Origin of the sequence: Thioalkalivibrio sp. ALE31 (genome assembly GCF_000377405.1) — a bacterium.
Lineage (GTDB): Bacteria > Pseudomonadota > Gammaproteobacteria > Ectothiorhodospirales > Ectothiorhodospiraceae > Thioalkalivibrio.
This window is the reverse complement of the sequence record NZ_KB905024.1, coordinates 1-21,517: the sequence shown is the minus strand read 5'-3', so window position 1 is coordinate 21,517 and position 21,517 is coordinate 1. Positions and strand designations below refer to the sequence as shown.

Annotated in this window: 15 protein-coding genes and 1 pseudogene; 1 reads left to right on the top strand and 15 read right to left on the bottom strand. The window is 67.8% G+C overall.

The window, feature by feature from the left end; all coding sequences use genetic code 11:
* Window positions 1–217: 217 nt before the first annotated feature.
* The 13 genes and pseudogenes from D103_RS13470 to D103_RS0109590 all read right to left on the bottom strand — a co-directional run bounded on the left by D103_RS13470 (window position 218) and on the right by D103_RS0109590 (window position 14,693).
* Window positions 218–2,376 (bottom strand): annotated as a pseudogene (locus D103_RS13470) (EAL domain-containing protein).
* Window positions 2,373–4,151 carry a SpoIIE family protein phosphatase gene (locus D103_RS0109645; protein WP_018876650.1) on the bottom strand — a complete coding sequence of 593 codons (1,779 nt, stop codon included), beginning with the start codon at window positions 4,149–4,151 and terminating at the stop codon, window positions 2,373–2,375. Before D103_RS0109645 ends, D103_RS13470 begins: the two are co-directional and overlap by 4 nt.
* 8 nt (window positions 4,152–4,159) lie before the next feature.
* Complete coding sequence (locus D103_RS0109640) at window positions 4,160–4,465, bottom strand: STAS domain-containing protein (RefSeq protein WP_018876649.1); 306 nt, start codon at window positions 4,463–4,465, stop codon at window positions 4,160–4,162.
* Between the two features lie 103 nt (window positions 4,466–4,568).
* A complete protein-coding gene (locus D103_RS0109635) occupies window positions 4,569–5,768 on the bottom strand; it encodes a methyl-accepting chemotaxis protein (RefSeq protein ID WP_018876648.1) in 1,200 nt (399 codons plus the stop codon).
* Window positions 5,769–5,779: 11 nt separating this feature from the next.
* Window positions 5,780–6,859, bottom strand: coding sequence for a chemotaxis response regulator protein-glutamate methylesterase (locus tag D103_RS0109630; RefSeq protein WP_018876647.1), 1,080 nt, complete (start codon window positions 6,857–6,859; stop codon window positions 5,780–5,782).
* Complete coding sequence (gene cheD / locus D103_RS0109625) at window positions 6,860–7,483, bottom strand: chemoreceptor glutamine deamidase CheD (RefSeq protein WP_018876646.1); 624 nt, start codon at window positions 7,481–7,483, stop codon at window positions 6,860–6,862.
* Window positions 7,483–8,304 carry a protein-glutamate O-methyltransferase CheR gene (locus D103_RS0109620; RefSeq protein WP_018876645.1) on the bottom strand — a complete coding sequence of 274 codons (822 nt, stop codon included), beginning with the start codon at window positions 8,302–8,304 and terminating at the stop codon, window positions 7,483–7,485. Before D103_RS0109620 ends, cheD begins: the two co-directional genes overlap by 1 nt.
* 20 nt (window positions 8,305–8,324) lie before the next feature.
* Window positions 8,325–10,586: a methyl-accepting chemotaxis protein gene (locus D103_RS0109615; protein ID WP_018876644.1), complete on the bottom strand. Its 2,262-nt coding sequence runs from the start codon at window positions 10,584–10,586 to the stop codon at window positions 8,325–8,327.
* 26 nt (window positions 10,587–10,612) lie between these two features.
* Entirely contained in the window at window positions 10,613–11,392 is a 780-nt protein-coding gene (locus D103_RS0109610) for a ParA family protein (RefSeq protein WP_018876643.1), read from the bottom strand.
* Between the two features lie 20 nt (window positions 11,393–11,412).
* The gene (locus tag D103_RS0109605; RefSeq protein ID WP_018876642.1) at window positions 11,413–11,934 is read right to left on the bottom strand and encodes a chemotaxis protein CheW; all 522 of its coding nucleotides are present in this window, start codon (window positions 11,932–11,934) and stop codon (window positions 11,413–11,415) included.
* A 20-nt stretch (window positions 11,935–11,954) separates the two neighbouring features.
* Window positions 11,955–14,018 (bottom strand): chemotaxis protein CheA, encoded by a 2,064-nt coding sequence (locus tag D103_RS0109600; protein WP_018876641.1) that lies wholly within the window; start codon window positions 14,016–14,018, stop codon window positions 11,955–11,957.
* A 2-nt stretch (window positions 14,019–14,020) separates the two neighbouring features.
* Complete coding sequence (locus D103_RS0109595) at window positions 14,021–14,383, bottom strand: response regulator (protein WP_018866670.1); 363 nt, start codon at window positions 14,381–14,383, stop codon at window positions 14,021–14,023.
* The gene (locus D103_RS0109590; RefSeq protein WP_018876640.1) at window positions 14,376–14,693 is read right to left on the bottom strand and encodes a lipid asymmetry maintenance protein MlaB; all 318 of its coding nucleotides are present in this window, start codon (window positions 14,691–14,693) and stop codon (window positions 14,376–14,378) included. Before D103_RS0109590 ends, D103_RS0109595 begins: the two co-directional genes overlap by 8 nt.
* Window positions 14,694–14,919: 226 nt before the next feature.
* On the opposite strand from D103_RS0109590, the gene D103_RS0109585 reads away from it, so the two are divergent.
* On the top strand, window positions 14,920–16,866 hold the full coding sequence (locus tag D103_RS0109585; RefSeq protein WP_018876639.1) for a GNAT family N-acetyltransferase: 1,947 nt from the start codon (window positions 14,920–14,922) through the stop codon (window positions 16,864–16,866).
* A gap of 9 nt (window positions 16,867–16,875) precedes the next feature.
* On the opposite strand, the gene D103_RS0109580 is transcribed toward D103_RS0109585, so the two are convergent.
* Both D103_RS0109580 and D103_RS0109575 read right to left on the bottom strand, forming a co-directional pair.
* The gene (locus D103_RS0109580) at window positions 16,876–18,891 is read right to left on the bottom strand and encodes a methyl-accepting chemotaxis protein (protein ID WP_018876638.1); all 2,016 of its coding nucleotides are present in this window, start codon (window positions 18,889–18,891) and stop codon (window positions 16,876–16,878) included.
* A 158-nt stretch (window positions 18,892–19,049) separates the two neighbouring features.
* A complete protein-coding gene (locus D103_RS0109575; protein ID WP_018876637.1) occupies window positions 19,050–20,969 on the bottom strand; it encodes an ATP-binding cassette domain-containing protein in 1,920 nt (639 codons plus the stop codon).
* Window positions 20,970–21,517: the final 548 nt, after the last annotated feature.

Genomic DNA, 21,517 nt, shown 5'->3' with positions numbered 1-21,517 from the left:
GACACGAAGAAGGGCCAGGTCAAGAGCGTTTGCACAGGAAGATGCGAAGACCGGAAGAGGGATATGGGATGAAGCACGAGTGCTTTGCCGGACATCTCGGATGTGCCTCGGCCGCCCATCCAGTACCCACCAAAATCCTTCCAGACTTCCCGTCTTCCTGTGAATCGCCCTTGCCCTTCTTCGTGCCTTCGGGTGCTTCGTGGTGAATTAAGAAGGTCTACCCCGGTGTACGGGGGCGTTCGCGCCACTGGCGTTCGAGGTCGGCCGCCGGCATCGGGCGGCCGAGCAGGAAGCCCTGGACCTCGTCGCAGCCCATCTCGCGCAGGAATCGGTGCTGCGCTTCGGTCTCCCGCCCTCGGCCAGCACCCGCAGCTTGAGGGTCTTGCCCAGGCCGATAATGGCGCGGGTGATGGCCTCGTCGTCCGGGTCGTTGCCGATGCCCCAGGTGAACTCGCGGTCGATCTTGAGTGTGGTCAGCGGCAGCCGCCGGAGGTAGCGCAGGGATGATTGTCCGGTGCCGAAGTCGTCGATGGCCACCGACACCCCGAGGTGCACCAGGCGCTGGAGCATGGCCGCGGCCGCGTCGATGTCCTCGACCAGGACACTCTCGGTGACCTCCACCTCCAGGCGCTCGGGGGCGAGTCCGGCTGCCTGAAGCGTCTCGAGGATGCGCTCGGGCAGGTTGGGGTCGGCGAACTGGCGCGCAGAGAGGTTGATCGCCAGGCGTAGCGCCGGCAGGCCCTTGCGGTCCCATTCCACCAGTTGTTGCGTGGCGGTGCGCAGCACCCAGTCGCCGATCGGCACGATCAGCCCGGTCTGTTCCGCCAGCGGGATGAAATCCGCCGGCGAGATCATCCCGCGCTCCGGGTGGCGCCAGCGGACCAGGGCCTCGATGCCGACCGTGTCACCCCGATTCAGGCCGGTCTGCGGCTGATAGTGGAGCTCGAACTCGCACTGGCGCAGCGCCGTGCGCAGCCCCTGCTCCAGTTCCAGTTGCTCGCGCGCCTGGGTGTTCAGCCTCTGCGTGTAGAAGCGACAGGTGTTGCCGCCGGCGTTCTTGGCCTCGTGCAGGGCGCTGGTGGCATGGCGCAGCAGGTCGTCCTTGCCCCGTGCATCCTGCGGGAACAGGCTGACGCCGGCACTGATCGTCGCCACATGCTGGCCATCCCCCAGAGCGAACGGCTCGGCGCAGTGTTGCAGGATGGCCTGCGCGCGATCACGGGCCTCGGCCGGGTCCGCGATCGCGGTCAGGACCAGGGCGAATTCGTCCGCGGCCAGTCGTGCGAGGGTGTCGCGTGGCTGCAACTGATGCTGCAGCCGTTGTGCCAGTGCGTTCAGCAGGGCGTCCCCGGTGTCGTGTCCCAGGGTGCTGTTGATCGAGGTGAAGCGGTCGATGTCCAGCAGCAGTACCGCCAGTGGTTCCCCCTGGCGCTCGGCCTCGTCGAGGGTGGCGCGCAGGCGGGTGCGCAGCCCGGTCCGGTTGGGGAGGCCGGTCAGGGCGTCGAAATTCACCAGCTTGAACAGGGCCTGTTCAGTCTTCTCGCGCTCGGTCAGGTCCTGGTGGATGCCGAGGATGCGCGTGGGCGTCTCCTCTGCGCGTTCGCCTTCGGCCAGCATGTAGCGTTCTTCGCCGTGGGGCAGCAGCAGGCGATGCCGGATGGAGAAGCGGTGGGTCTGGCCGTTGGCCAGGCGCAGCAGGGCGAATGCCAGCGCGGCGCGATCATCCGGATGGGTGGCCTCCACCAGGGCCTCGCGGGTCAGGGTGCGGGGCTGGTCGCCATGTCCGAAGAGTTTGCTTGCCTCGGGCGAGAGGTGGACCTCGTCGGTCTCCAGGTCCAGGTCCCAGTGGCCGATGCGGGCCACACGCTGTGCGGCCAGCAGGCGTTGATGGCTGTCCTGCAGGGCCTGCTCGGCGCGCATGCGTTCCTGCACCTGATGGGTCAGCAGGTCGATAGCCTCGCGCAGGTGTTCGGCCTGCTCCGGTGTGTCGTCCGGCCGGTCCGCGCGCTGTTCGCGCAGGACCGCGAACTGCAGCGGCTCTAGGGCGTGCTGGCAGGTCCCGATGTCGATCAGGGCGGGACGGGGCCGGCCGTCCTCGCGGACCAGGTCCACCGGGTCGCGCCGCGGGATCCAGCCCTCTGCCCGGGTCGCCTCGCGCAGCCGCTCGTGCAGGTCGAAGGCCGGGTCTCGCGGCGTGATCAGGCGGGCCAGATTGCGGCCGTCCAGGCTGCAGGCGGTGGTGCCGAACAGGCGTTCCGCCGCCGGGTTGGCGTAGCGTACGGTGCCGTCGGCCGTGACGAAGAGGATCGCCTCGCTCAGCGCGTTCACCAGATCGAGCGGGGCGGGGCTTTGACGGGGCTCCAGGGCGCAGGTCATGGCGTATCGCCGGATTCGCGCTGGGCGTCGGGGTCCGCTTGCCAGCGGTAGTCCGCCTCGACCCGGTTGCCGCTGCCGTGATAGCGCACCTGTTCGCACAGCTGGCGCACCAGAGTCAGTCCGCGCCCCCACAGGCGCTGGTCGCCGCGGCCCTCCAGGGCCTCCTGAATCCGCTGGTGGTCGAAGCCCGGTCCGCTGTCGCGCACGCGGATGCGGATGCAGTGCTGGCCGTCCAGCGGGCGGTAGCGCAGGGAGAGGGCGATCCGGCCGCGGATGTCGCTCAGGGCCGCGGCGCGCTGGTGATAGTACTGCTCGAAGCCCTCCACCGTGGCCTTCATGCCGGAGTCCAGCCGCAGGACGCCGTGTTCGAAGGCGTTGTTGCACAGCTCCGCAATCACGGTCTGCAGGGCTTCGGCATGGCCCCCTCCCAGGTTCGGCAGCCATTCGAGCAGCTGGCTGCGCGCTGCGCCGACCAGGTCGACTTCGGCGAGGCGCTGGTCGCTGGCCTCCAGGGACCAGCGCAGCGTGCCCCGAAGCTCGTGGCTCTGCGGTCGTTCGCTCTCGGTGACCACGCCCGGGCTGCAGTCGATGGTCACCAGAGTCATGTCGTCGGCCGGCGTCTGGTCGCCACAGTGGGTATCCAGTGCCTCGCGGATGCGCTCGAAGGCGGTCCCGGCCGATTCGCCGGCCTGGCAGTGGCGAAGGATTGCGTCCTCGCCAAAGGCCGTTCCGGCGATATCGGTGGCTTCGAGCACGCCGTCGCTGACCAGCGTCAGCCAGTCGCCGTCGTCGAGTTCGTAGCTGCGTGCCCCGGTGTCGAGGTCCAGCCGGGCGAGGATGCCCAAGGGCATGGCCCGGGACTGGATGCGCCGGACCCGGTCCTGGCGCGCGTTGCAAAGCCAGGCGTCCGGCATGCCGCCGTTCCACAGCCGGACGCGGCTTCCGTCGGCGGAGAAGGTGGCCAGCAGGGCGCCCATGAACATCGCCGCAGGCAGGAAGTCGTGCAACACATGGTTGAGCTCGTGCAGCAGCTCCTGGTCATCCACGCCCACCTGCGTCAGGGTGTGGAAGGTCTCGCTGACCGGGTAGGTGCCGATCGCCGCGCTGAGGCCGTGGCCGGTGAAGTCGCCCACCAGCACGCGCAGGGCCCCGTCGGGGGTGTAGTCGGACAGCACCACGTCGCCGCTGAAGGTGGAGGCCGCGCAGCGATGCAGCTGCAGTCGGTCCAGCCCGCGGTTGCGGCGGGTGATCGCGCGCGAGAACAGGGTTTCGGCGGTCTCCTCCTCCCAGGCCTGGCGCGCCTGGGCGCGGAGCAGGGCGGCGTTGCGGCTTTGCAGGCCAGTGTGCAGGTCGCGCAGGCGCTCCATCGCGTGGATCTTCGCCTTCAGGATCGCGAGGTTCAGCGGCTTGCTTAGGAAGTCGTCGCCGCCCGATTCGATCGCCCGCAGCAGCGCGTTCTCGTCGTCCAGCGCGGTCAGGAAGATCACCGGAATGAAGTGGGCCCCCATCTCCGCCTTGATCCGGGACGTCGCCTCATAGCCGTCCATCAGCGGCATCATCACGTCCATCAGGATCAGGTCGGGTGCCTGTTCCCGGCAGGCCTGCAGGGCCGTCCGGCCATCCGAGGCCTCGCGCACCTCGTAGCCGGCGCCCACCAGCATCATGCGCAGCAGTCGCCGGTTGTGCGGGTCGTCGTCGGCGACCAGTACTCGGCCTTCGCCGGAGATCAGGTCACCGGGCGGGGTCGAGCGCGGCTCGGGGGCGGTGTCGTCCACGGGGCCGGTTACTGGATGCGGAACAGGCGGCCAAAATTGGCGATGTCCAGTACCTTGCGCACGCCCTCCGAGGCACCGGTGATGCTGACGTCGGAGAACTCGCCGCCGGCGTGTTCGCGCAGCAGGAGCAGCATGCCGAGTGCGGAGCTGTCCATGTACTCGGTATGGGCGAGGTCGACGATGTAGCGCACGCCGGTCCCGCCGGTGTCGCGGTAGGCGGCGCGGAAATCCTGGTGCTGCTCGAAGTCGAACCGGCCCTTGACCCGGATGCGGACTTCCTTGCCGTCGTCGGAGGTGTGCTGCTCGATACTCATGTGCGTTTCCTGGCGCTCTGGCGGGCTTCTTCATACCCGGCTGGATTCGGATGCGTTCCCCTTGTCGAACAACGGGGGACTGGGAGGATTCGACGGCAAAACCTCAGAACAATTCCACGTCGCCCGTACCCATGTTCTGCTGGTCCACAGTGCGGTGGTAGTTCTCCTGGCGGCGGTTGCGCCACTCGCGTACGCGGGCGGCCATGGCATGCGCATCCTCGGTGGCGCGGGTCTCGTGCAGAATGGCCCGAAGCTCCTGCAGGTGGGCCACGGCCTCCTCGGCGGTGCCAAGTGACTGCCGGGCAATGTCCTCGAACTGCAACGAGCGCACGGCGGTGGCGACCGCGTCGTTCATGCGTGCGCTCAAATCGGCCTCCTCGCGGATACGTGCGTCGAGCTCGTCCGTTGCGCGCTGCGCATAGGCCAATAATCGGGCCATGCGCTCCTTCTCGCTCATGCTGTCGCTCATGTCGCGCGAGGCCATGTCGTGCACGGTTCCGTGGACCTTGCTGATCGATTCGCGGGCCTGGTCGATCTGCTTGCGGATATCGTCGTGAAAGGTCGCGGAACGCTGCGACAGCGTGCGGACCTCGTCGGCGACCACCGAGAAGCCGCGTCCGGCCTCGCCAGCGCGCGCTGCCTCGATACTGGCGTTGAGCGCCAGCAGGTTGGTCTGCCCGGCGATCGCGCCGGCGCTGTCCAGCAGCTTGAACACTCCGTCCATGTGCTGGCTCATGTCCTCTATGTGGTGGGCGCTCTCCACGCTCTGGCGGCTGATCTGCACCAGGGTGTCGATGAGCATCTGCAGGGTCTCGTCCGACTTTCGGGTCAGCTCGGTGATGACCTCGGCATGGGTCATATCCTGGTCGTCGTCGCCCTCGCGCGCAACGTCGCTGGTCATCAGCTCCGTCTGGCGCCCGGCGATCTCGTGCATCTCGTTGAAGCTGGAGCCCAGTTCCTGTACGGCATCGGCGATCAGCCCGCGCTGGCGGCCGATCTCGCCCTCCAGCTGTTCCAGTTCGAAGCGCATGGCCTGGTCCAGTTCGTCCGACAGTTCGCCCCCGCCGGTGGGCTGGTCCCCGACCGTAGACTCGCCCGGTTCGGGACCCGCGACCCGCCCGCGCCAGTGCAGTCCCGCGACCAGCAGGATCGCCGGCCCCGCCAGGATCATGCTCCCCAGCGCGGCCCAGCCGGCGCCATTCAGTCCGGCGCCGATCGCCGCGATCAGGAGCAAGGCGGTGAGGGCGAGCGCCAGCCCCTTCAGGGTGGCGTCACGGGTCAGCCATTGCATGCGGTCGTCCATGTCGGTGGCTCCTATTCGCCGGCTGCGGCGGCGTTGCGGTGATCGCGGATCAGCGCGGCGGCGATCCGGCCCAATGGCAGGACCTGATCCGCAGCGTCCAGCTTGACCGCCTCGCCCGGCATGCCCCAGACCAGGCTGGTGTTTTCGTCCTGGGCGATGGTGTGGGCCCCGGCGTCGCGAAGCGCCTTCAGGCCGCGCGCGCCGTCATCGCCCATGCCAGTCAGCAGGGCGGCCACGACATTGGCGCCGGCCTGTTCCGCGGCCGAGTCGAACAGCACATCCACGCTGGGGCGATGGCGGTTGACCGGGCCGCTGCGGTCCAGGCGGCAGACGTAGCGGGCGCCGTCACGCGCGAGCCGCAGGTGGCAGTCGGTACCCGGGGCAACGAACGCATGTCCCGGCATCACGATATCGCCGTCCTCGGCCTCTTTCACGCTGAGCGCGGTATTGCGATCCATGCGCTCGGCGAAGGCACGGCTGAAGCCGGAGGGGATGTGCTGGGTGATCAGGATGCCCGGGGCATCCGGCGGCAGGGCCATGAGCACCTCGCGCAGGGCCTCGGTGCCGCCCGTCGAGGCCCCCAGGGCGATCACCCGGTCGGTGGTGCGGAAGCGCCCCGCGCCCGCGGAGCCGAGGCGCTGCGGTGCTGCTGCCGGGGTTGCGCTGCGGGCCTGCAGGCGGATGCCGGCGGCGGTGCGCACCTTGCCGATCAGGACGTCGGCGTACTCCTGCAAGGCTTCAGAGACGTCCACCTTCGGCTTGGTGACAAAGTCCACGGCACCCACCTCCAGGGCCTCCAGGGTCACATCGGCGCCTTCCTCGGTCAGCGAGGAGACCATGACCACTGGCATCGGGCGCAGGCGCATCAGGTTGCGGAGGAAGGTGATACCGTCCATCTTCGGCATCTCCACGTCGAGGGTCAGCACGTCGGGTTCGTGCTGCTTGATCTTGGTACGCGCATCAAAAGGATCCGAGGCGGTGGCCACGACCTCGATGTCCGCGGCCTGGGAGAGGATCTCGGTCAGAAGCTTGCGGATCAGGGCCGAATCGTCGACGACCAGGACGCGGATGGGCTTGGCAGTGGCAGACATCTAGAAAAGCTCCACGTCGCCCTGCAGGGGGTTGTCCTGCAGGCGGCGACGGTAATCCTGCTCGCGTTCGAGCAGGGTGTTGTTGTGCAGGGACACGAGTTTTTTGACCCGCACCCGCCCGGAGCCGGGGAAAAACAAGACCTTGCGTGGCCACGGCCCGCCGACGTCTTCGGCCACCAGCCCCAGGTTCTCGTCACGCAGAAACTGACGCAGAAAGGCGATGTTGTCGGCGCCGACGTCGCTCATCCCGGCCATCACGCGGCCACCCCCGAACATCTTCACGCGCAGGTCGCTTCGCTCCGCACCCAGCTTCAGCAGCTCGTTGATCAGGAACTCCATCGCATGGGTGCCGTAGCGTGTGGCATTGGACACCGCCGGTCCCCAGCCGCTGTCGCGGGCGCCGTCCGGCAGCATGAAGTGGTTCATGCCGCCGATGCCGGCGCTGGGCGACCACACGCAGGCCGACACGCAGGAGCCCAGCACCGTGGTGATCAGTTCGGTCGGCGAGACCGAGACGTAGCACTCCCCCGGCAGCAGCTTCGCGGCCGGGCACGCGTGCACGCGGTCCCAGTAGCGATTGATGTGCGCAAAGGCGTCATCATGCAGCTGGGGCAGGGCGGACATCAGGCGACTCTCCGGTACAGCGTCTGTTCAAGCAGGCGAAAGTCCTCGGTCACGCGGAACAACGACTCCGAGTGCCCGATGAACAGGTAGCCCTCCGGTCGCAGCAGCTGCGCAAAGCGTTCTACCAGCTGCTTCTGGGTTGGCTTGTCGAAATAGATCAGCGTGTTGCGGCAGAAGATCACGTCCAGCGGACCCTTCATCGGCCAGGGGTCGAACAGGTTCAGCTGGCGAAAGTGCACCATGGCGCGAAGCTCGTCGCGGATCTTCACCCGGTCCTCGTTGGCCCCCTTGCCGCGCAGCAGCCAGCGTTTCTGGCGTGCCTGCGGGATGCCGGTGACGCGCTTGGCCTCATACACCCCGGCATCCGCATGTTCGACCACGCGCGAGTCAATATCGGTGGCGAGGATGCGTGCGTCCTCCGGCGACGGCAGGGCCTCGGCCAGGGTCATCGCGATGGAATAGGGCTCCTCGCCGGTGGAACACCCGGCCGACCAGACCTTCAGCGGGCCGTCCGGGTTGAGTCGCCGCATCTCCTTGAGCACCGGGCCGCCCAGCATGTCGAAGTGGTGCGCTTCGCGGAAGAACGCGGTCAAGTTGGTGGTCAGCGCGTTGATGAACTCCTCGAGCTCGGCCTCGTCACCGCCCTCGACCCGGTCCAGGTAGGTGTCGAAGGCCTCCAGCCCGAGGACGCGCAGCCGCCGCGACAGCCGGCTGAACACCAGCTCCTTCTTGCTCTCGTTGAGCATGATGCCGGTGCGTTCCTGCGTCAGGCGGGCAACGCGCCGGAAGTCGCGCTCGCTCAGGCGATCGGAGGCGGCCATCTAGCATCGGTCCCCCACCCTCAGAACTCCTCCCATTCTTCGGAGGTCTCCTGGCGCGAGGGTGCCGGGTCTGGGCGCTTGGTGGCGGCGTTGCCTTCGCCCGAGGTCGGACGCTTGAGCGCAGCGGCACCGCTCTGAGAACCGGCGCCCGCCGGAGCCGGACGCGCACTCGGCTGCTTCATTGCCTGGCCAGCGGCCGCAGCCTGCTTGCCTTTGAAGAAGCTCATCAGTTCGAGCAGTTCGCGCGACTGGTCGTCCAGCGACTCGCTGGCGGCTGCGGCCTCCTCGACCAGCGCGGCATTCTGCTGGGTGACCTCGTCGAGCTGGGTCACGGCCTTGTTGATCTCGTCCAGGCCGGTGGACTGCTCCTCGCTGGCGGCCGCGATCTCGGCGATGATGTCGGAGACCTTCTTCACCGACTCGACGATGTCCTCCAGCGCCTTGCCGGAGTTGTCGACCAGCTTGCTGCCCTCGCCAATGCGCTCCACCGAGTCGTTGATCAGAGTCTTGATCTCCTTGGCGGCCTGGGCGCTGCGCTGGGCCAGGTTGCGCACCTCGGTGGCGACCACCGCGAAGCCGCGACCCTGTTCGCCGGCGCGGGCGGCCTCCACGGCGGCGTTCAGCGCCAGCAGGTTGGTCTGGAAGGCGATCTCGTCGATCACGCCGATGATGTCGGCGATCTTCTTGGACGACTGATTGATCTCGCCCATCGCGGTCACTGCCTTGTCCACGACCTCGCCGCCTTCCTGCGCCTTGTCGCGCGCGGCGCTGGCCAGCTGATTGGCCTGCTTGGCGTTGTCCGCGTTGGACTTGACCGTGGAGGTCATCTCTTCCATTGAAGAGGCCGTTTCTTCCAGCGAGGAGGCCTGCTCTTCGGTGCGCTGGGACAGGTCGGTATTGCCCTGGGCGATCTCGGCCGAGGCCGAGCGGACGTTGCCGGCGCCCTCGAGGATCTGCCCCACGAGCTGGTCGAGGTTCTCCAGCGAGGTGTGGATCGCGTCGCGGAACTCGGCGAATTCGCCCTTGAAGTCCCCTTCCATGCGTACGGTCAGGTCGCCCTCGGACATCGCCTGCATCACCCGCGAGCCCTCGCGCAGCGGCGGCACCACCGCGTCCAGCAGTTCGTTCACGCCTTCGGCGATGTTCTTCACGAAGCCGTCGTAGTCATCTGGTGTCAGGCGCTGGTCCAGCTTGCCCCGGGCCGCATCGCGGATCAGGTCGTCGATGTCCTTCTCGGCCATGCGCAGGTCGGTCACATCCGACATCTCGATCATGTAGCCGGAGAATTCGCCTTCGTCGTCCTTCAGCTCGGTGGCGTGCAGGTCGATCTGCAGTTCGGCGGCCTTCAGCGCGTATTTCTCCGGCAGGGTGTGGCGGTCGCTGCCGCGCGGGCGCGGGGCGTCCTGATAGAGCTCGGAGAGGTCGCAACCCTGCGGCTTCAGCGGATCGAACTCGCGGACCAGCCCCTGGATCGCCGCACGGTGTTCCCGCAGCAGATCCATCGCGGCGGGGTTGGCATAGACGACCTTCAGGTGTTCATCGGTCAGCACCTGGGCCTGGGTCGCGCCCTTGAAGGCGGAACGCAGGCGGGCGCGTTCGCGTTCCATCTCGTTTAGCTCGGTGACGTCCTGCCACTCGACCATGTTGCCGATGATCTGGCCGTGGTCGTCGGTGATGCCGGAGGCCTGCAGCTTGAACTCGATACCGCCGACCTCGATCTCCGCCGTGTAGGGCAGCATGGACGGGTTCTGCAGGATCGCGCGCTGATGCGACGGATCCTTGTGGAACTGGTCAATCGACTGGCCGACCAGGTTGTCCGGGTCGAAGTCCGGAAATTCCTGGCGAATGGCCTCGCGCCGGTCGCGCAGGAAGGACAGCACGGACGGGTTGGCAAAGATGATGTTCATGTCGGCATCACACATCATCACGGCCATCTGCGAATCCTCGCAGGCGGCCTGCATGAAGCGGCTGTCCATCAGTTCGTCTGGCGCGTTGCTGGCAACGTTGGTTTTCGGATTGGCGGCCATTGCTGTTTCCTCGCTTGGCTTGTTCGTTTTACGCGTCGACGGGGTACGGCGGCGCGCGGGTTTGTCCGTCTTCCGCGCCAGGGCGGTGTCGGTAGTGGGTCCCGAGTTGGATGCTTCCGCCTCGAGCGCTGCCTCGCCGGCCTGGGCCTTGGCGTCTTCCGGGCGGCCGTCTTCGCCGGATTCGCTGGATCCGGCGGGCGTCTCTATCCAGCCCAGTGGGTCGTTGCCCAGCTTGTTGCGTTTGCGTGCGGTCATGGCCCGTGGTCTCCCTGGCTCGCGGCTCAGGCGTGTGCCGCCGTCGGGCGGGTGTCGGTTTGTGCCCCGGCCGCGATCAGATCGGCGGCCAGTTGCTGGAAGTCCGCGGCCGCGCGGTGGCGCGGCTGGTACTCGAAGATCGTCTGCCCGAAGCTCGGGCTCTCGGCCAGCACCACCGACTCGCGGATGGTGGTGGGCAGCAGGGCATCGGCGAAGTGTTCGCGGATGCGCTCGCGCACCTCGCGGGCGTGGCGGCGCTGTTCGACAAAGCGCGACAGCACGATCCACTTGCGACGGCTCGTACCCAGGCGCGCCTCGATGCCCTGAAGGATGCGCATCAGACGCGACAGGCCGTTCAGGGCGAGGAAGTCGCCGGCCACCGGGATCAGCATCTCGTCGGCCGCGATGATCGCGTTCATGCCCAGCAGTCCAGCCGAGGGCGGGCAGTCGATCAGCACGAAATCGAAGGGTTGTTCCAGCCTGTCCAGGGCCTTCTGCAGGCGCCAGCCCCGCTCGGCTCCGCCTTCGTTCAGGTTCTCGACGTCCTGAAGCTGTTCCCCGGCGGCGACGATCTGCAGGCCGTTGCCGGCCTCGCTGAAGGCGTCCTCCAGGCGTGCGCCGCCCTGCAGGACCTGGTCCAGTCCGGCGGGATCCTCCAGCCCGAAGGCCATGGAGAGATGCCCCTGCGGGTCGGCGTCGATCGCCAGCACGCGATGCCCGGCCAGGGCCAGGGCATGCGACAGGTTCAGGGTCACGGTCGTCTTGCCGACGCCCCCTTTCTGATTGATCACTGCGATCGTCCGCATGATTCCGTCGAGGGACCGGGCTACGCCGGTGCGCCTTCCGCGATGGCATCCTCGCTGGCGATCAGGCCCGGGCCTAGCAGGGTGTCGATGTCCAGCATCAGGATCATTTTTTCGTCGACGGTCGCCAGGCCGCGCACGAAGTCGATCCCGATCCGGGTGCTGAAATCCGGGGCCGGCTGCAGGTCGTCTGCGCCGATGCTGTAGACCTCGGAGACCGCATCCACGACCACGCCCATCACCCGTTCGCGGTCGTCGTTGATCACCCGCAGCATGATCACCACGGTGGTGGGGCCGTACTCCATCGGTTCCATGCCGAAGCGCAGGCGCATGTCGATGATTGGCACGATCATGCCGCGCACGTTGATCACGCCGCGGATGTAGTCCGGGGTGTTGGGCAGCGGGGTGGGCCGTTCCCAGCCCTTGATCTCCTGCACCCGCAGGATGTCCACGCCGTATTCCTCCTCGGCCAGGATGAAGGTCAGGTACTGGTCCTGGCCGGCCGTGGCCGGATCGTGGATGGACTGGGTTGCGTCGTTCGCCATTGCGTTCGGCTCCTTGATTTTTACGCCGCGCGGGTGTCGCGCCCGGCGGCCATCCGCGCGATCCCCGCGACATCCAGGATCAGGGCCACCTGGCCGTCCCCGAGGATGGTCGCGCCGGCGGTGCCGGGGACCTTGCGGAAATTGGTTTCCAGCGTCTTGATCACGACCTGCTGCTGGCCCAGCAGGTCGTCCACCCGCAGGGCCACGCGCTGGTCATCGGCCTCGGCCACGACCAGCAGGGCTTGTTCCGGCAGCGGGCTGGGCTCGGCGCGGCCGAACATGGCGGCGAGATCGACAATCGGGATGTACTCGTCGCGCAAGCGATACAGCGGCAGCTTGCCGAAGGCCTGCTTCACGCTCTCCGGCAGCGTCTGCAGCGATTCGACGATCGCGATCAGCGGGATCACGAAGGTCTCGTCGCCGATCTTCAGTAGCTGGCCGTCCATGATCGACAGGGTCAGCGGCAGGCGGATGGTCAGGCGCGAGCCCTTGCCGGGCTCGGACTCCAACTCCACGTTGCCGCCCAGGCCGCGGATGTTCTTCTTCACCACGTCCATGCCGACGCCGCGGCCGGAGAGATCGCTGACCTGGTCCGCGGTGGACAGTCCCGGTTCGAAGACCAGTTGCAGGGTCTCGTGGCGGTCCAGCTGCTGGTTGGGCCCGACGATCCCGGCGTCGCGCGCCTTGGCGAGGATACGGTCGGCATCCATGCCCTTGCCATCGTCGCGGATCTCGATGACCACGTTTCCGCCGCGGTGAAAGGCTTCCAGGGTGACCTGACCGGTCTCCGGCTTGCCGGCCGCCGCACGCGCCTCTGGCAACTCAATGCCGTGGTCCACGGCATTGCGCACCAGATGCACCAGCGGGTCACCCAGGTGTTCCATCACCGTCTTGTCGATCTCCGTGGCTTCGCCCTTGAGCGTCAGTTCGATCTGCTTGCCGAGCTGCGCGGAGATGTCGTGCACCAGCCGCGGGAAGCGGTTGAAGACCTGCGCGATTGGCACCATGCGGATGCTCATCACGCTTTCCTGCAGCTCGCGGGTATTGCGCTCCAGCTCGGCCAGGCCGGTGCGCAGGCGCTCGATCTGCGCCTCCATTTGCGACGGGTCTTCCTCGAGCTGTTCGCTGATATCGGTCAGCATCGACTGGGTGATGACCAGCTCGCCGACCATGTCGATAAGGGCGTCGATCTTTCCGGTGTTCACCCGCATGGAGCTGGATTCGGCCCCGCGAGCGCTGCCCCCGCTTCCCTTCGCTGCGGTCTCCGGCCGGGCGGGCGTAGCCCCGTCGGCTCCGGGCTCGGGCGCGGACGACTCGTCGGGAGCGACCGGTGCGGCCTCGAGGGGGTCAATGACGAGATCGCATTCGTCCTCGACCCATTCGAAGACCTCCTCGATCTGGTCACGGGTCGCGTCGCCTTCCAGCTCCAGGGTCCAGGCGAGATAGCAGTCTTCCGGATCGAAGGCCTCCGCGCTGTCGGGCAGGCGATCGGTCTCGCAATGCACGGTCAGTCGCCCGAGTTCTTCCAGGACCTCGAACATGCGCAGGGGGTCGTTGCCGGTGCGCATCAGATCCGCATGGGGACGGAACTGGATGCGCCAGCCGCGCGGGCCGTTGCCGCCACCACCGCTGCTATCGGAGGCGGTGTCTCCACCCGATCCACCATTCGCCGGGGCGTTCGGGACGCCGGCGGCTGGCGCGGCGTCATCCAGGTGGGCCTCGATCAGGGTGCGCACCTCCGCAACCTCGGCGGCGTCGGCCTCGCCGCCGTCGCGGGCAGCATGCAGCTGCGCGCGCAGGATATCCACCGCGCGCAGCAACAGATTCACGGTCTCCGGCGCGGCTTCCTGCTCGCCGTTGCGCATTCGGTCCAGCAGGGTCTCGACGCCGTGGGTGAACTCGGAGATGGCGCCGAACCCGAACGTCCCGGCCCCGCCCTTGATCGAATGGGCGCAGCGGAAGATGGTATTCAGGGTCTCCGGATCGCCGCCGTCCAGCGCCAGGAGTTCGGTCTCCATGCGCTCCAGCCCCTCGAAGCTCTCCTCGAGAAAGGCATCGACGAACTGGGCCATGTCGATCGACATGACTAGCGCAGCACCCGGTTCACGGTGTTCATCAGCTGGTCCGGGTCGAACGGCTTGACCAGCCAGCCGGTCGCGCCGGCCGCCTTGCCTTCCTGTTTCTTCTCCGGGCCGGCCTCGGTGGTCAGCACCAGGATCGGGGTGAACTTGTAGTCGCCCAACTTGCGCAGTTCACGGGTCAGTTGCAGCCCGTCCATGCCCGGCATGTTCACGTCGGTGATCACCAGGTCCGCCTTCGTCCCCTGGGCCTTGCCCAGGCCGTCGTTGCCGTCGCGCCCCTCGGTGACCTCGTGTCCGGCCTGCTTGAGGGTGAATGCGACCATCTGGCGCATCGAGGCGGAATCGTCCACCACCAGAACCTTAGCCATTGTGTTCTCCTGAATCGGTATCGTGTTCTTGTCCGGCACCCGCGGAGAGCCCGTCCGGGTCGTCCGCGCCCAGGGCCTGGAAGGCCTGCGCGAGGCTGGCGCTTGCCTCGTTCAGCGAAAAGTCCTGCGCATTGCGCACGGCCGCGTGGCGGGCCATCAGCAGGACCTGCACGCCGGCGGCATCGATATCGGCCACGGCACTGGATTCCAGCTGCAGGCCGTCGCCGGCGTCGAGCGCTGCGCGCAGTTCTTGCCAGCACTCGGCTGCGGTGTCGATGCGCAGGCGTTCCGGGAGCGCAATGGCTGTCATTTGCTGTACCTTTCGGTGAAATTGTTGGCACTGTACAGGATTTGTACAGATGTTTTTAGCCCTTGGTTAGAAACTTGTACGACTGGAGGCGGGAAAACTTGAGGATTAATTCACATGGAAATGCCAAACACCGTCTGGATTTTCCCAGCCTGATGTGATCAGGCGCCAGGTTATTCTGTAAATCCCATTTTTTCAACGAGTGATTCCGTTCTGGTGAGGTGCTGATGTGGCAGCGCGTTCGCTCTACTGTCTGACGGCCGCCCCGGACGCGTTCCAGGCGGTCGGGTCCTGGTTGCGGGCGGCCTCGGCCCGGGGGCCGGTCCTCTGGGTGGGGGGGCACGCACCCGAGGGGCTGCCGCAGGTCGCGCCCGCACAGACCGGGCACTGGCTCGGGCACGAGGTGCAGGCCCTGGTGTTCGAGGCCGCGGAGCCGCTGGCCGTGGACGCGCTGGTCACGGTTGCGGGGTTGCTGCGAGGCGGTGGCGCCCTGGTGATCCTCGACGGGGTGGCTGGTGATGGCGTGTTTGCCCGGCGCTGGCGCGCGGCGCTGGCCGAAGCCTGGGTCCGGACGATCGACCCGGCGTCGATGGAACATCTTTCCCTTGCGCCTGCAACGCCGTCGGCCTCGTTTGTCTGGACACCGGATCAGGCAGATGCCCTGGAGCGCCTGGCAGGGCTGGAGCCGGGTGAGTGCCTGGCGTTGACGGCCCCGCGCGGGCGCGGCAAGTCGACGCTGCTGGGGGAATTCCTGGGCAGCATGTCGGAAGGCGCCGCAACCGGGGTCGTGCTGACCGCTCCGGGGCCACGGGCCGTGGACGCTCTCCTGGCGCAGGCCCGTCAGCGGACCCCGGAACCCGAACGGTATTACCGCGCGACCGATGTCTTGCTGGACGACCCGGCGCCGCTGGATACCCTCATCGTGGACGAGGCCGCGAACCTGCCGGTGGAACGCCTGGTGCGTCTGGCCCGGCGCGCGCGACGCCTGGTGCTGGCGACCACGACCGGTGGCTTCGAGGGGAGCGGGCAGGGCTTCCGGTTGCGGGCGCTGCCGGCGCTGGAGGCCGCGGGCTTTCGGGTGCAGATGCAAACTCTGACGACCCCGGTGCGCTGGGCGGCCGGTGATCCGCTGGAAGACTGGCTCAATCGGCTGTTCCTGCTGGAGGCGGAGAGCCAGCCGCCACTCGCCCAGGCCGTCCGTCTGCACTGGCGCACAGGCGCGGACCTTGCGGATGCGCCGCGGACCCTGGAGGCCGTGACGGGCCTTCTGGCCGATGCGCACTACCGTACCCGGCCCTCCGATCTCGCGCGCTGGCTGGATGACCCCGGGGTGCGGGTGTTGTGCATGGAGGGGGCGGTCGACGGGGCGCTGTTCGGCGTGGCCCTGATTCAGGAGGAGGCCGGTCTGGAACCGGCCGTGGCCGAGGCGGTCTGGGCGGGCGAACGGCGCCCGCAGGGGCATTTCCTGCCCTGCACCCTCGCCGCGCGGGGCGACTTTGACCTGGCGGCGGAAGCCGCCTGGCGCATCCAGCGTATTGCGGTACACCCCCGCTGGCAGGGGCGAGGGCTGGGCGGCCGATTGCTACGTGCGGTCGCGGACCGGGCCCAACTCGAAGGCATGGGGCTGCTCGGCGCCAGCTTCGGTCTGCAGCCCGCACTGCTGCGTCTTTGGCGGCGGGCGGGCTACGGCCTCGTGCGTGTCGGCACCCAGCCGGATGCGGCCAGCGGCCAGGTCAGCGGCGTGGTCCTGCGTGCGGTGGCGCCCGCATTGCAGCCCCGGCTGGAAGCGACATGGGAGGATTTTCGGCGCGACTGGCCCGTCTGGCATCCGCGATTCCTGCCCGCTGCAACCGCTGCCATGGTCGATGCGGTGCTGGCGTCACCCGCGGGTGATTCGGCTCGCGTGGACGCGCCGGTCGACCCGGTCGCGGACCGGGCGGAGGTGCGGGCCTTTGCCGCGCGCGCGCGGCCGCTGGAGTGGGTGCTGCCCGCGTTGCTGCGGCAGCTGGCGGCGTCCCCTCCGGTGGAGCCGGAAGGCCGGTTGCTCGCCGCGAGCCTGACCGCGCCGATCGACTGGCCCCGGCTGGCGCCCAAGCTGGGGGTGTCCGGGCGGCGCGGTGTCACCCGCAGGCTGCGGCGCGCCGCCCGGACCTGGCTGGAACCGCAGGATCGCTGACGCCCAGGCCTACAGGCGGAACTGGGCCAGCGCCTGCTGGATCTCCTTCTCCACCTGCTTGAGTTCGTCGGAGGCGGCGCTGACGCGGTCAGCGGTGTTCGCCGACTGATCCGCCTCGTCGGAGATCTGCACGATGTTGCGGTTGATGTCCTCGACCACGGTGCTCTGCTGGCGTGACGCCACGGCGATTTGCTCGGTCATCTCCACGATGGTGGTGACGGACTGACGGATCTGCTGCAGGGCGCCATTCACCTCGGAGGTGTGTTCCATCGTGGTCTCGGCCTCGTCCTGGCCGTGCTGCATGGCCTTGACCGCACTGTCGGTGGCAGTCTGCAGGCGCGAGATCATGGACTCGATCTCGTCGGTGGATTCCTGGGTGCGGGTGGCGAGCTTGCGCACCTCGTCGGCCACTACCGCGAAGCCGCGGCCATGCTCGCCGGCGCGGGCAGCCTCGATGGCCGCGTTCAGGGCCAGCAGGTTGGTCTGCTCGGCGACCCCGCGGATCACCTCGAGGATGGTCCCGATCTGCTTGGAGTCCTCGCCCAGCTTGGAGACGGTCCCGGCGGCCTGCTCGACGGTGCCGAGCAGCGAGGCCATGGACTCGATGTTCTTCTCCATCACCTCGGAGCCGTTGTTCACCGCATCCCCGGCCTCCTGACCGGCCTGGGAGGTCGCGTCGGTGTTGCGTGCGATCTCCTCGGCGCTGCTTTGCAGCTCGTTGATCGCGGTGGCGACACGTTCGGTCTCGTCGCGCTGGCGCGAGACCGCCTCGCGGGCCTCGTAGGCCTCCTGATTCAGGTTCTCGGTGGCCCGGTTCAGGGTCTCGGTGCTGCCGCGGGCATTGCCGATGGCCTGGGCGATCTTGTCGGTGAAGCGGTTGAACGCACGGCCGAGCTGGGCGGTTTCGATCAGGCCGTTCTCGTCCAGACGGCGGCTCAGATCGCCATCGCCATCGGCGATCTCCTCGAGCGCCGCGGTGGAGTGGGCCAGCGCGCGCCGCACGACCAGGATGATGAACACCGCGCCGGCCAGCCCGAGGATCACGCCGATCAGAGCCAGGATGCCCTGGGTCGTCTGGGTGGCGCGCATGTCGGCGGTCAGGGCGGCGGCGCTGCGTTCGGCGCGGGCAGTGATGCGCTCGCTGAGTCCTTGCAGATGATCGCGGGCCTCGACCAGCAGCGGGCCGATCTCGGTCCGAATCAGGTAGGCATCCTGCAGGGCCTGTTCGCTGCCGTGGATCTCGATCAGGTCGTCCAGCGCGGTGTTCTGGGTATCCAGGGCCATCTGGAAGTCTTCCAGCGCGATCTGCTGTTCGAAGTCGAGATCGTCGAACTGGTCCATCAGCTGCGCGGTGATGTCGTTGGTGCGGGTCGAGAACAGGCGCACGTTCTCACGGAAGGCGTCATCGCGGAAGGCGATGAACCCGCGCAGGTTGGAGGTGACCTGGACCACCGACATGCGCAGCTCATGCAGGGTGTCGAGACGGTCCCAGGAACGCTGGAAGCGCGGCAGGGCCATCTCGGCGTCGATCATCATGTTGGTCTGCTGGGTCATCTCGCGGCTGGCCGGGTTGGCCCGGGCGTTGGCGATTCCCAGGGCCGGCATGTTCTCGGCCGCGTTCTCCGCCACCTCGATCAGGCGGTCCTCGAAGCTGGCGAACTGATCCACCAGGCGGCGTACCTCGGTCGCGCTGGCGGCGAGTTCCTCGTCGGCCGCGATGACCGGATTCTCGTTCAGGGCCCGCGTGGCCGCATCGAGCTCGCGCATCGCGTTTTGCCATGCATCGCGATGCGACTGCTCCTCGCTCATCAGGTAGAAGCCGAGAAACGCCGCGCTCTCCTGCAGCAGCTGCTCGACATCGTTGACCCGGGCGACGGCCGGGTAGTCAGCCTGCGTGAGCTGCTCGACCCCCTGACTGCCCGTGCTCATCGCGCGCAGTGCCAGCAGGGAGTTGATGATCAGGATGGCGACGACCAGGCCGAACCCGGCAATCAGCAGCCCCCGGATGGAGAGTTTGTCCAGCATGCGATGACTCCTTCAGCGCGCCCTGTCCCGGGCGCTTCGCGAACCGGCCGCGGTCTCGGAGAGCGCGGACCCGAAAGGTGGCTATTCAACCCCTGTTACGGCAGACCCCCGGCAGAGTTGAGGAGTGGCCGGAAACCCGAGTGTAGACGCGCCGACGCTCAACCGGATTCCAGCTGCTCCCAGCGCTCGAAGCAGTGGGCCAGCTCGGCCTCCACGGTCTCGAGCCGCGCCTGCAGGTCGCGCATGCGTTCACCGTCGCGCAGGGCCTCGGGATCGGTCATCGCCGTGGTCAGTTCCTGTTGCTCGGTCTCCAGGGCCTCGATCCGGGCCGGGAGGGCCTCCAGTTCGCGCGCATCCTTGTAGGACAGCTTGCGCGGGGTCGCCGTAGCGTTTTCCGATGTCTGCGGCGATGGTTCGGGAGCGGGCTCGGCCCGCGGCTCCGGGGCGCCGGGGCGGGCGGCGGCCGCGGTTTCGCCCTCCAGCAGCCGCTGCGTGACGCGTTCGGGCAGGTCGGACCAGCCACCCACGAACTCTTCCACCGACCCGTCGCCCGGCAGGACCAGGGTCGAGGTCGCGACATTGTCCAGAAACGAGCGGTCGTGGCTGACCACGATCACCGTCCCGGTGTACTCGATCAGGAGCTGTTCCAGCAGCTCCAGGGTCTCCACATCGAGGTCGTTGGTGGGTTCGTCGAGCACCAGCAGATTTGCCGGGCGCAGGAACAGCTTGGCCAGCAGCAGGCGATTGCGCTCGCCCCCGGACAGCGCCGACACCGGCTGGCGGGAACGTGATGGCGGGAACAGGAAGTCTTCCAGGTAGGACAAAATGTGCCGGCTCTCGCCATTGACCATCACCCGGTCGCGCCCCTCGCCGACCGCGTCCTGCACCGTGGTGTCTTCGTCGAGGTGCGCGCGCGCCTGGTCGAAGTACGCGATCTCCAGCTGGGTGCCCAGCTTCACGTGACCGGCCAGCGGCTCCATCTGTCCGAGCAGGCCGCGCAGCAGGGTCGTCTTGCCCGCGCCGTTGGGTCCGACGATGCCCAGGGCATCGCCGCGTTGCAGCAGCAGGTTCACGTCCCTGACGATGGGTTTTTCGTAGCCGAAATCGGCGTGTTCCGCCTCGATCACCAGCCGGCCCGAACGCTGTTCCGGGCTCAGCTTCATCTTGACCTGGCCGCTGCGTTCGCGACGCTCGGCGCGCTTCTTGCGCAGGGCCTGCAGTGCCCGCACGCGCCCCTCGTTGCGGGTACGCCGTGCCTTGATGCCCTGGCGCACCCAGGCCTCCTCCTGCGCCAGCTTGCGGTCGAACTCCGCGCGCTGGGTGGCCTCGGTCTCCAGGCGTTCGGCCTGACGGCGGCGGAATTCCTCGATCGACGGCGGATGTTCATACAGCTGCCCGCGGTCCAGCTCCAGGATGCGGGTGGCTACACTCTCCATGAACTGGCGGTCATGGCTGATGAAGACCACGGTCAGGCCGCTCTCGAGCAGGAACTCTTCCAGCCAGCGGATCGCGGCCACGTCGAGATGGTTGGTCGGTTCGTCGAGCAGCAGCAGCTGCGGGCGCTGCACCAGCTCGCGTGCCAGCCAGACCCGGCGCTTGAGTCCGCCGGACAGCGCGGCGAACTCCGCCTCGGGGTCCAGGCTCAGGCGGGAGATGGTGGTCTCCACCCGGTTCTGCAGGCTCCAGCCATCGATGGCGTCGAGCTGCGACTGCACTGGCCCCATCTTCTCCAGGGCATCCATGTCGCCGCCGGCCGCGGCCTGGCTCAGGTGGTGGAAGCGCTCCAGCAGGCGCCCGGCCTCGCCCAGGCCCTCGGCCACGACATCGAACACCGTCCCTTCAATGCCCGGGGGCAACTCCTGGGTCAGGTAGGCGGTGGTGAGGCCGTCCTGGCAGGTGATCTCGCCCGAATCCGCCTGCGCCTCGCCGTTGAGCACCTTGAGCAGGGTGGATTTGCCCTCTCCGTTGCGCCCGGCGATGGCGACGCGCTCGCCGGGTTCCAGGCTCAGGTTGATGCCGTCGAGCAGGGCGGCCATGCCGTAGGCCAGGTGGATGTTGCGCAGGGTGAGCAGTGCCATTCGAGTTCCGGTCGCGAGCGAGTGTTGTAGCGGGCGCCAAGCCTATCACCTTGGCGCTCTGCGGCGTGCGGTTGGCTGCGTCCAGCCGCCTGCCTCGTGGTGGCTGGTCCTCTTTCGTCATCTGGTGTTTACGGTGCCTTCGGTCCACATACTGCCCGGCGCTGACTCGCCAGCGCGCCGCGCCCGTTGTTGATCAAAAACGGGCTTCTTTGCTCGTGCAAAGAAGTACCCAAGAAACACGCCCGACTGCCGCGACCCCGGCCCGCTGCGCGGGCCGGGGTTTCCCTCGCTCCGAGGGTTTTCGCGGGCGGCGCTGAACTCGCTACGCCTTCGGCTTCGCTCAGACATCCAGCGCCCCGTTTCTATTTTGAATCGTCCCGCGAAAACCCTCTCCACTCGGCGCGACGACAACGGGGGATTCAAGGTCAAGACAACAGCCGTCCCGACGGTCGTGCCAGTGGAGGATGGCTAACTTTTCGGACATCTTGGGCACGCTCGGCCCTCGGCCGTTGCGTGCCGCGCCCGCAGGGCGGGCGCCAGGGGCTTTC

Coding starts and splice junctions, on each gene's coding strand:
- D103_RS0109620 (WP_018876645.1), bottom strand. CDS start 8,304: ATGGCCGCCTCCGATCGCCTGAGCGAGCGCGACTTCCGGCGCGTTGCC.
- D103_RS0109615 (WP_018876644.1), bottom strand. CDS start 10,586: ATGACCGCACGCAAACGCAACAAGCTGGGCAACGACCCACTGGGCTGG.
- D103_RS0109605 (WP_018876642.1), bottom strand. CDS start 11,934: ATGGCGAACGACGCAACCCAGTCCATCCACGATCCGGCCACGGCCGGC.
- D103_RS0109640 (WP_018876649.1), bottom strand. CDS start 4,465: ATGAGTATCGAGCAGCACACCTCCGACGACGGCAAGGAAGTCCGCATC.
- D103_RS0109595 (WP_018866670.1), bottom strand. CDS start 14,383: ATGGCTAAGGTTCTGGTGGTGGACGATTCCGCCTCGATGCGCCAGATG.
- D103_RS0109610 (WP_018876643.1), bottom strand. CDS start 11,392: ATGCGGACGATCGCAGTGATCAATCAGAAAGGGGGCGTCGGCAAGACG.
- D103_RS0109580 (WP_018876638.1), bottom strand. CDS start 18,891: ATGCTGGACAAACTCTCCATCCGGGGGCTGCTGATTGCCGGGTTCGGC.
- cheD (WP_018876646.1), bottom strand. CDS start 7,483: ATGTCCGCCCTGCCCCAGCTGCATGATGACGCCTTTGCGCACATCAAT.
- D103_RS0109590 (WP_018876640.1), bottom strand. CDS start 14,693: ATGACAGCCATTGCGCTCCCGGAACGCCTGCGCATCGACACCGCAGCC.
- D103_RS0109575 (WP_018876637.1), bottom strand. CDS start 20,969: ATGGCACTGCTCACCCTGCGCAACATCCACCTGGCCTACGGCATGGCC.
- D103_RS0109635 (WP_018876648.1), bottom strand. CDS start 5,768: ATGGACGACCGCATGCAATGGCTGACCCGTGACGCCACCCTGAAGGGG.
- D103_RS0109600 (WP_018876641.1), bottom strand. CDS start 14,018: ATGTCGATCGACATGGCCCAGTTCGTCGATGCCTTTCTCGAGGAGAGC.
- D103_RS0109630 (WP_018876647.1), bottom strand. CDS start 6,859: ATGTCTGCCACTGCCAAGCCCATCCGCGTCCTGGTCGTCGACGATTCG.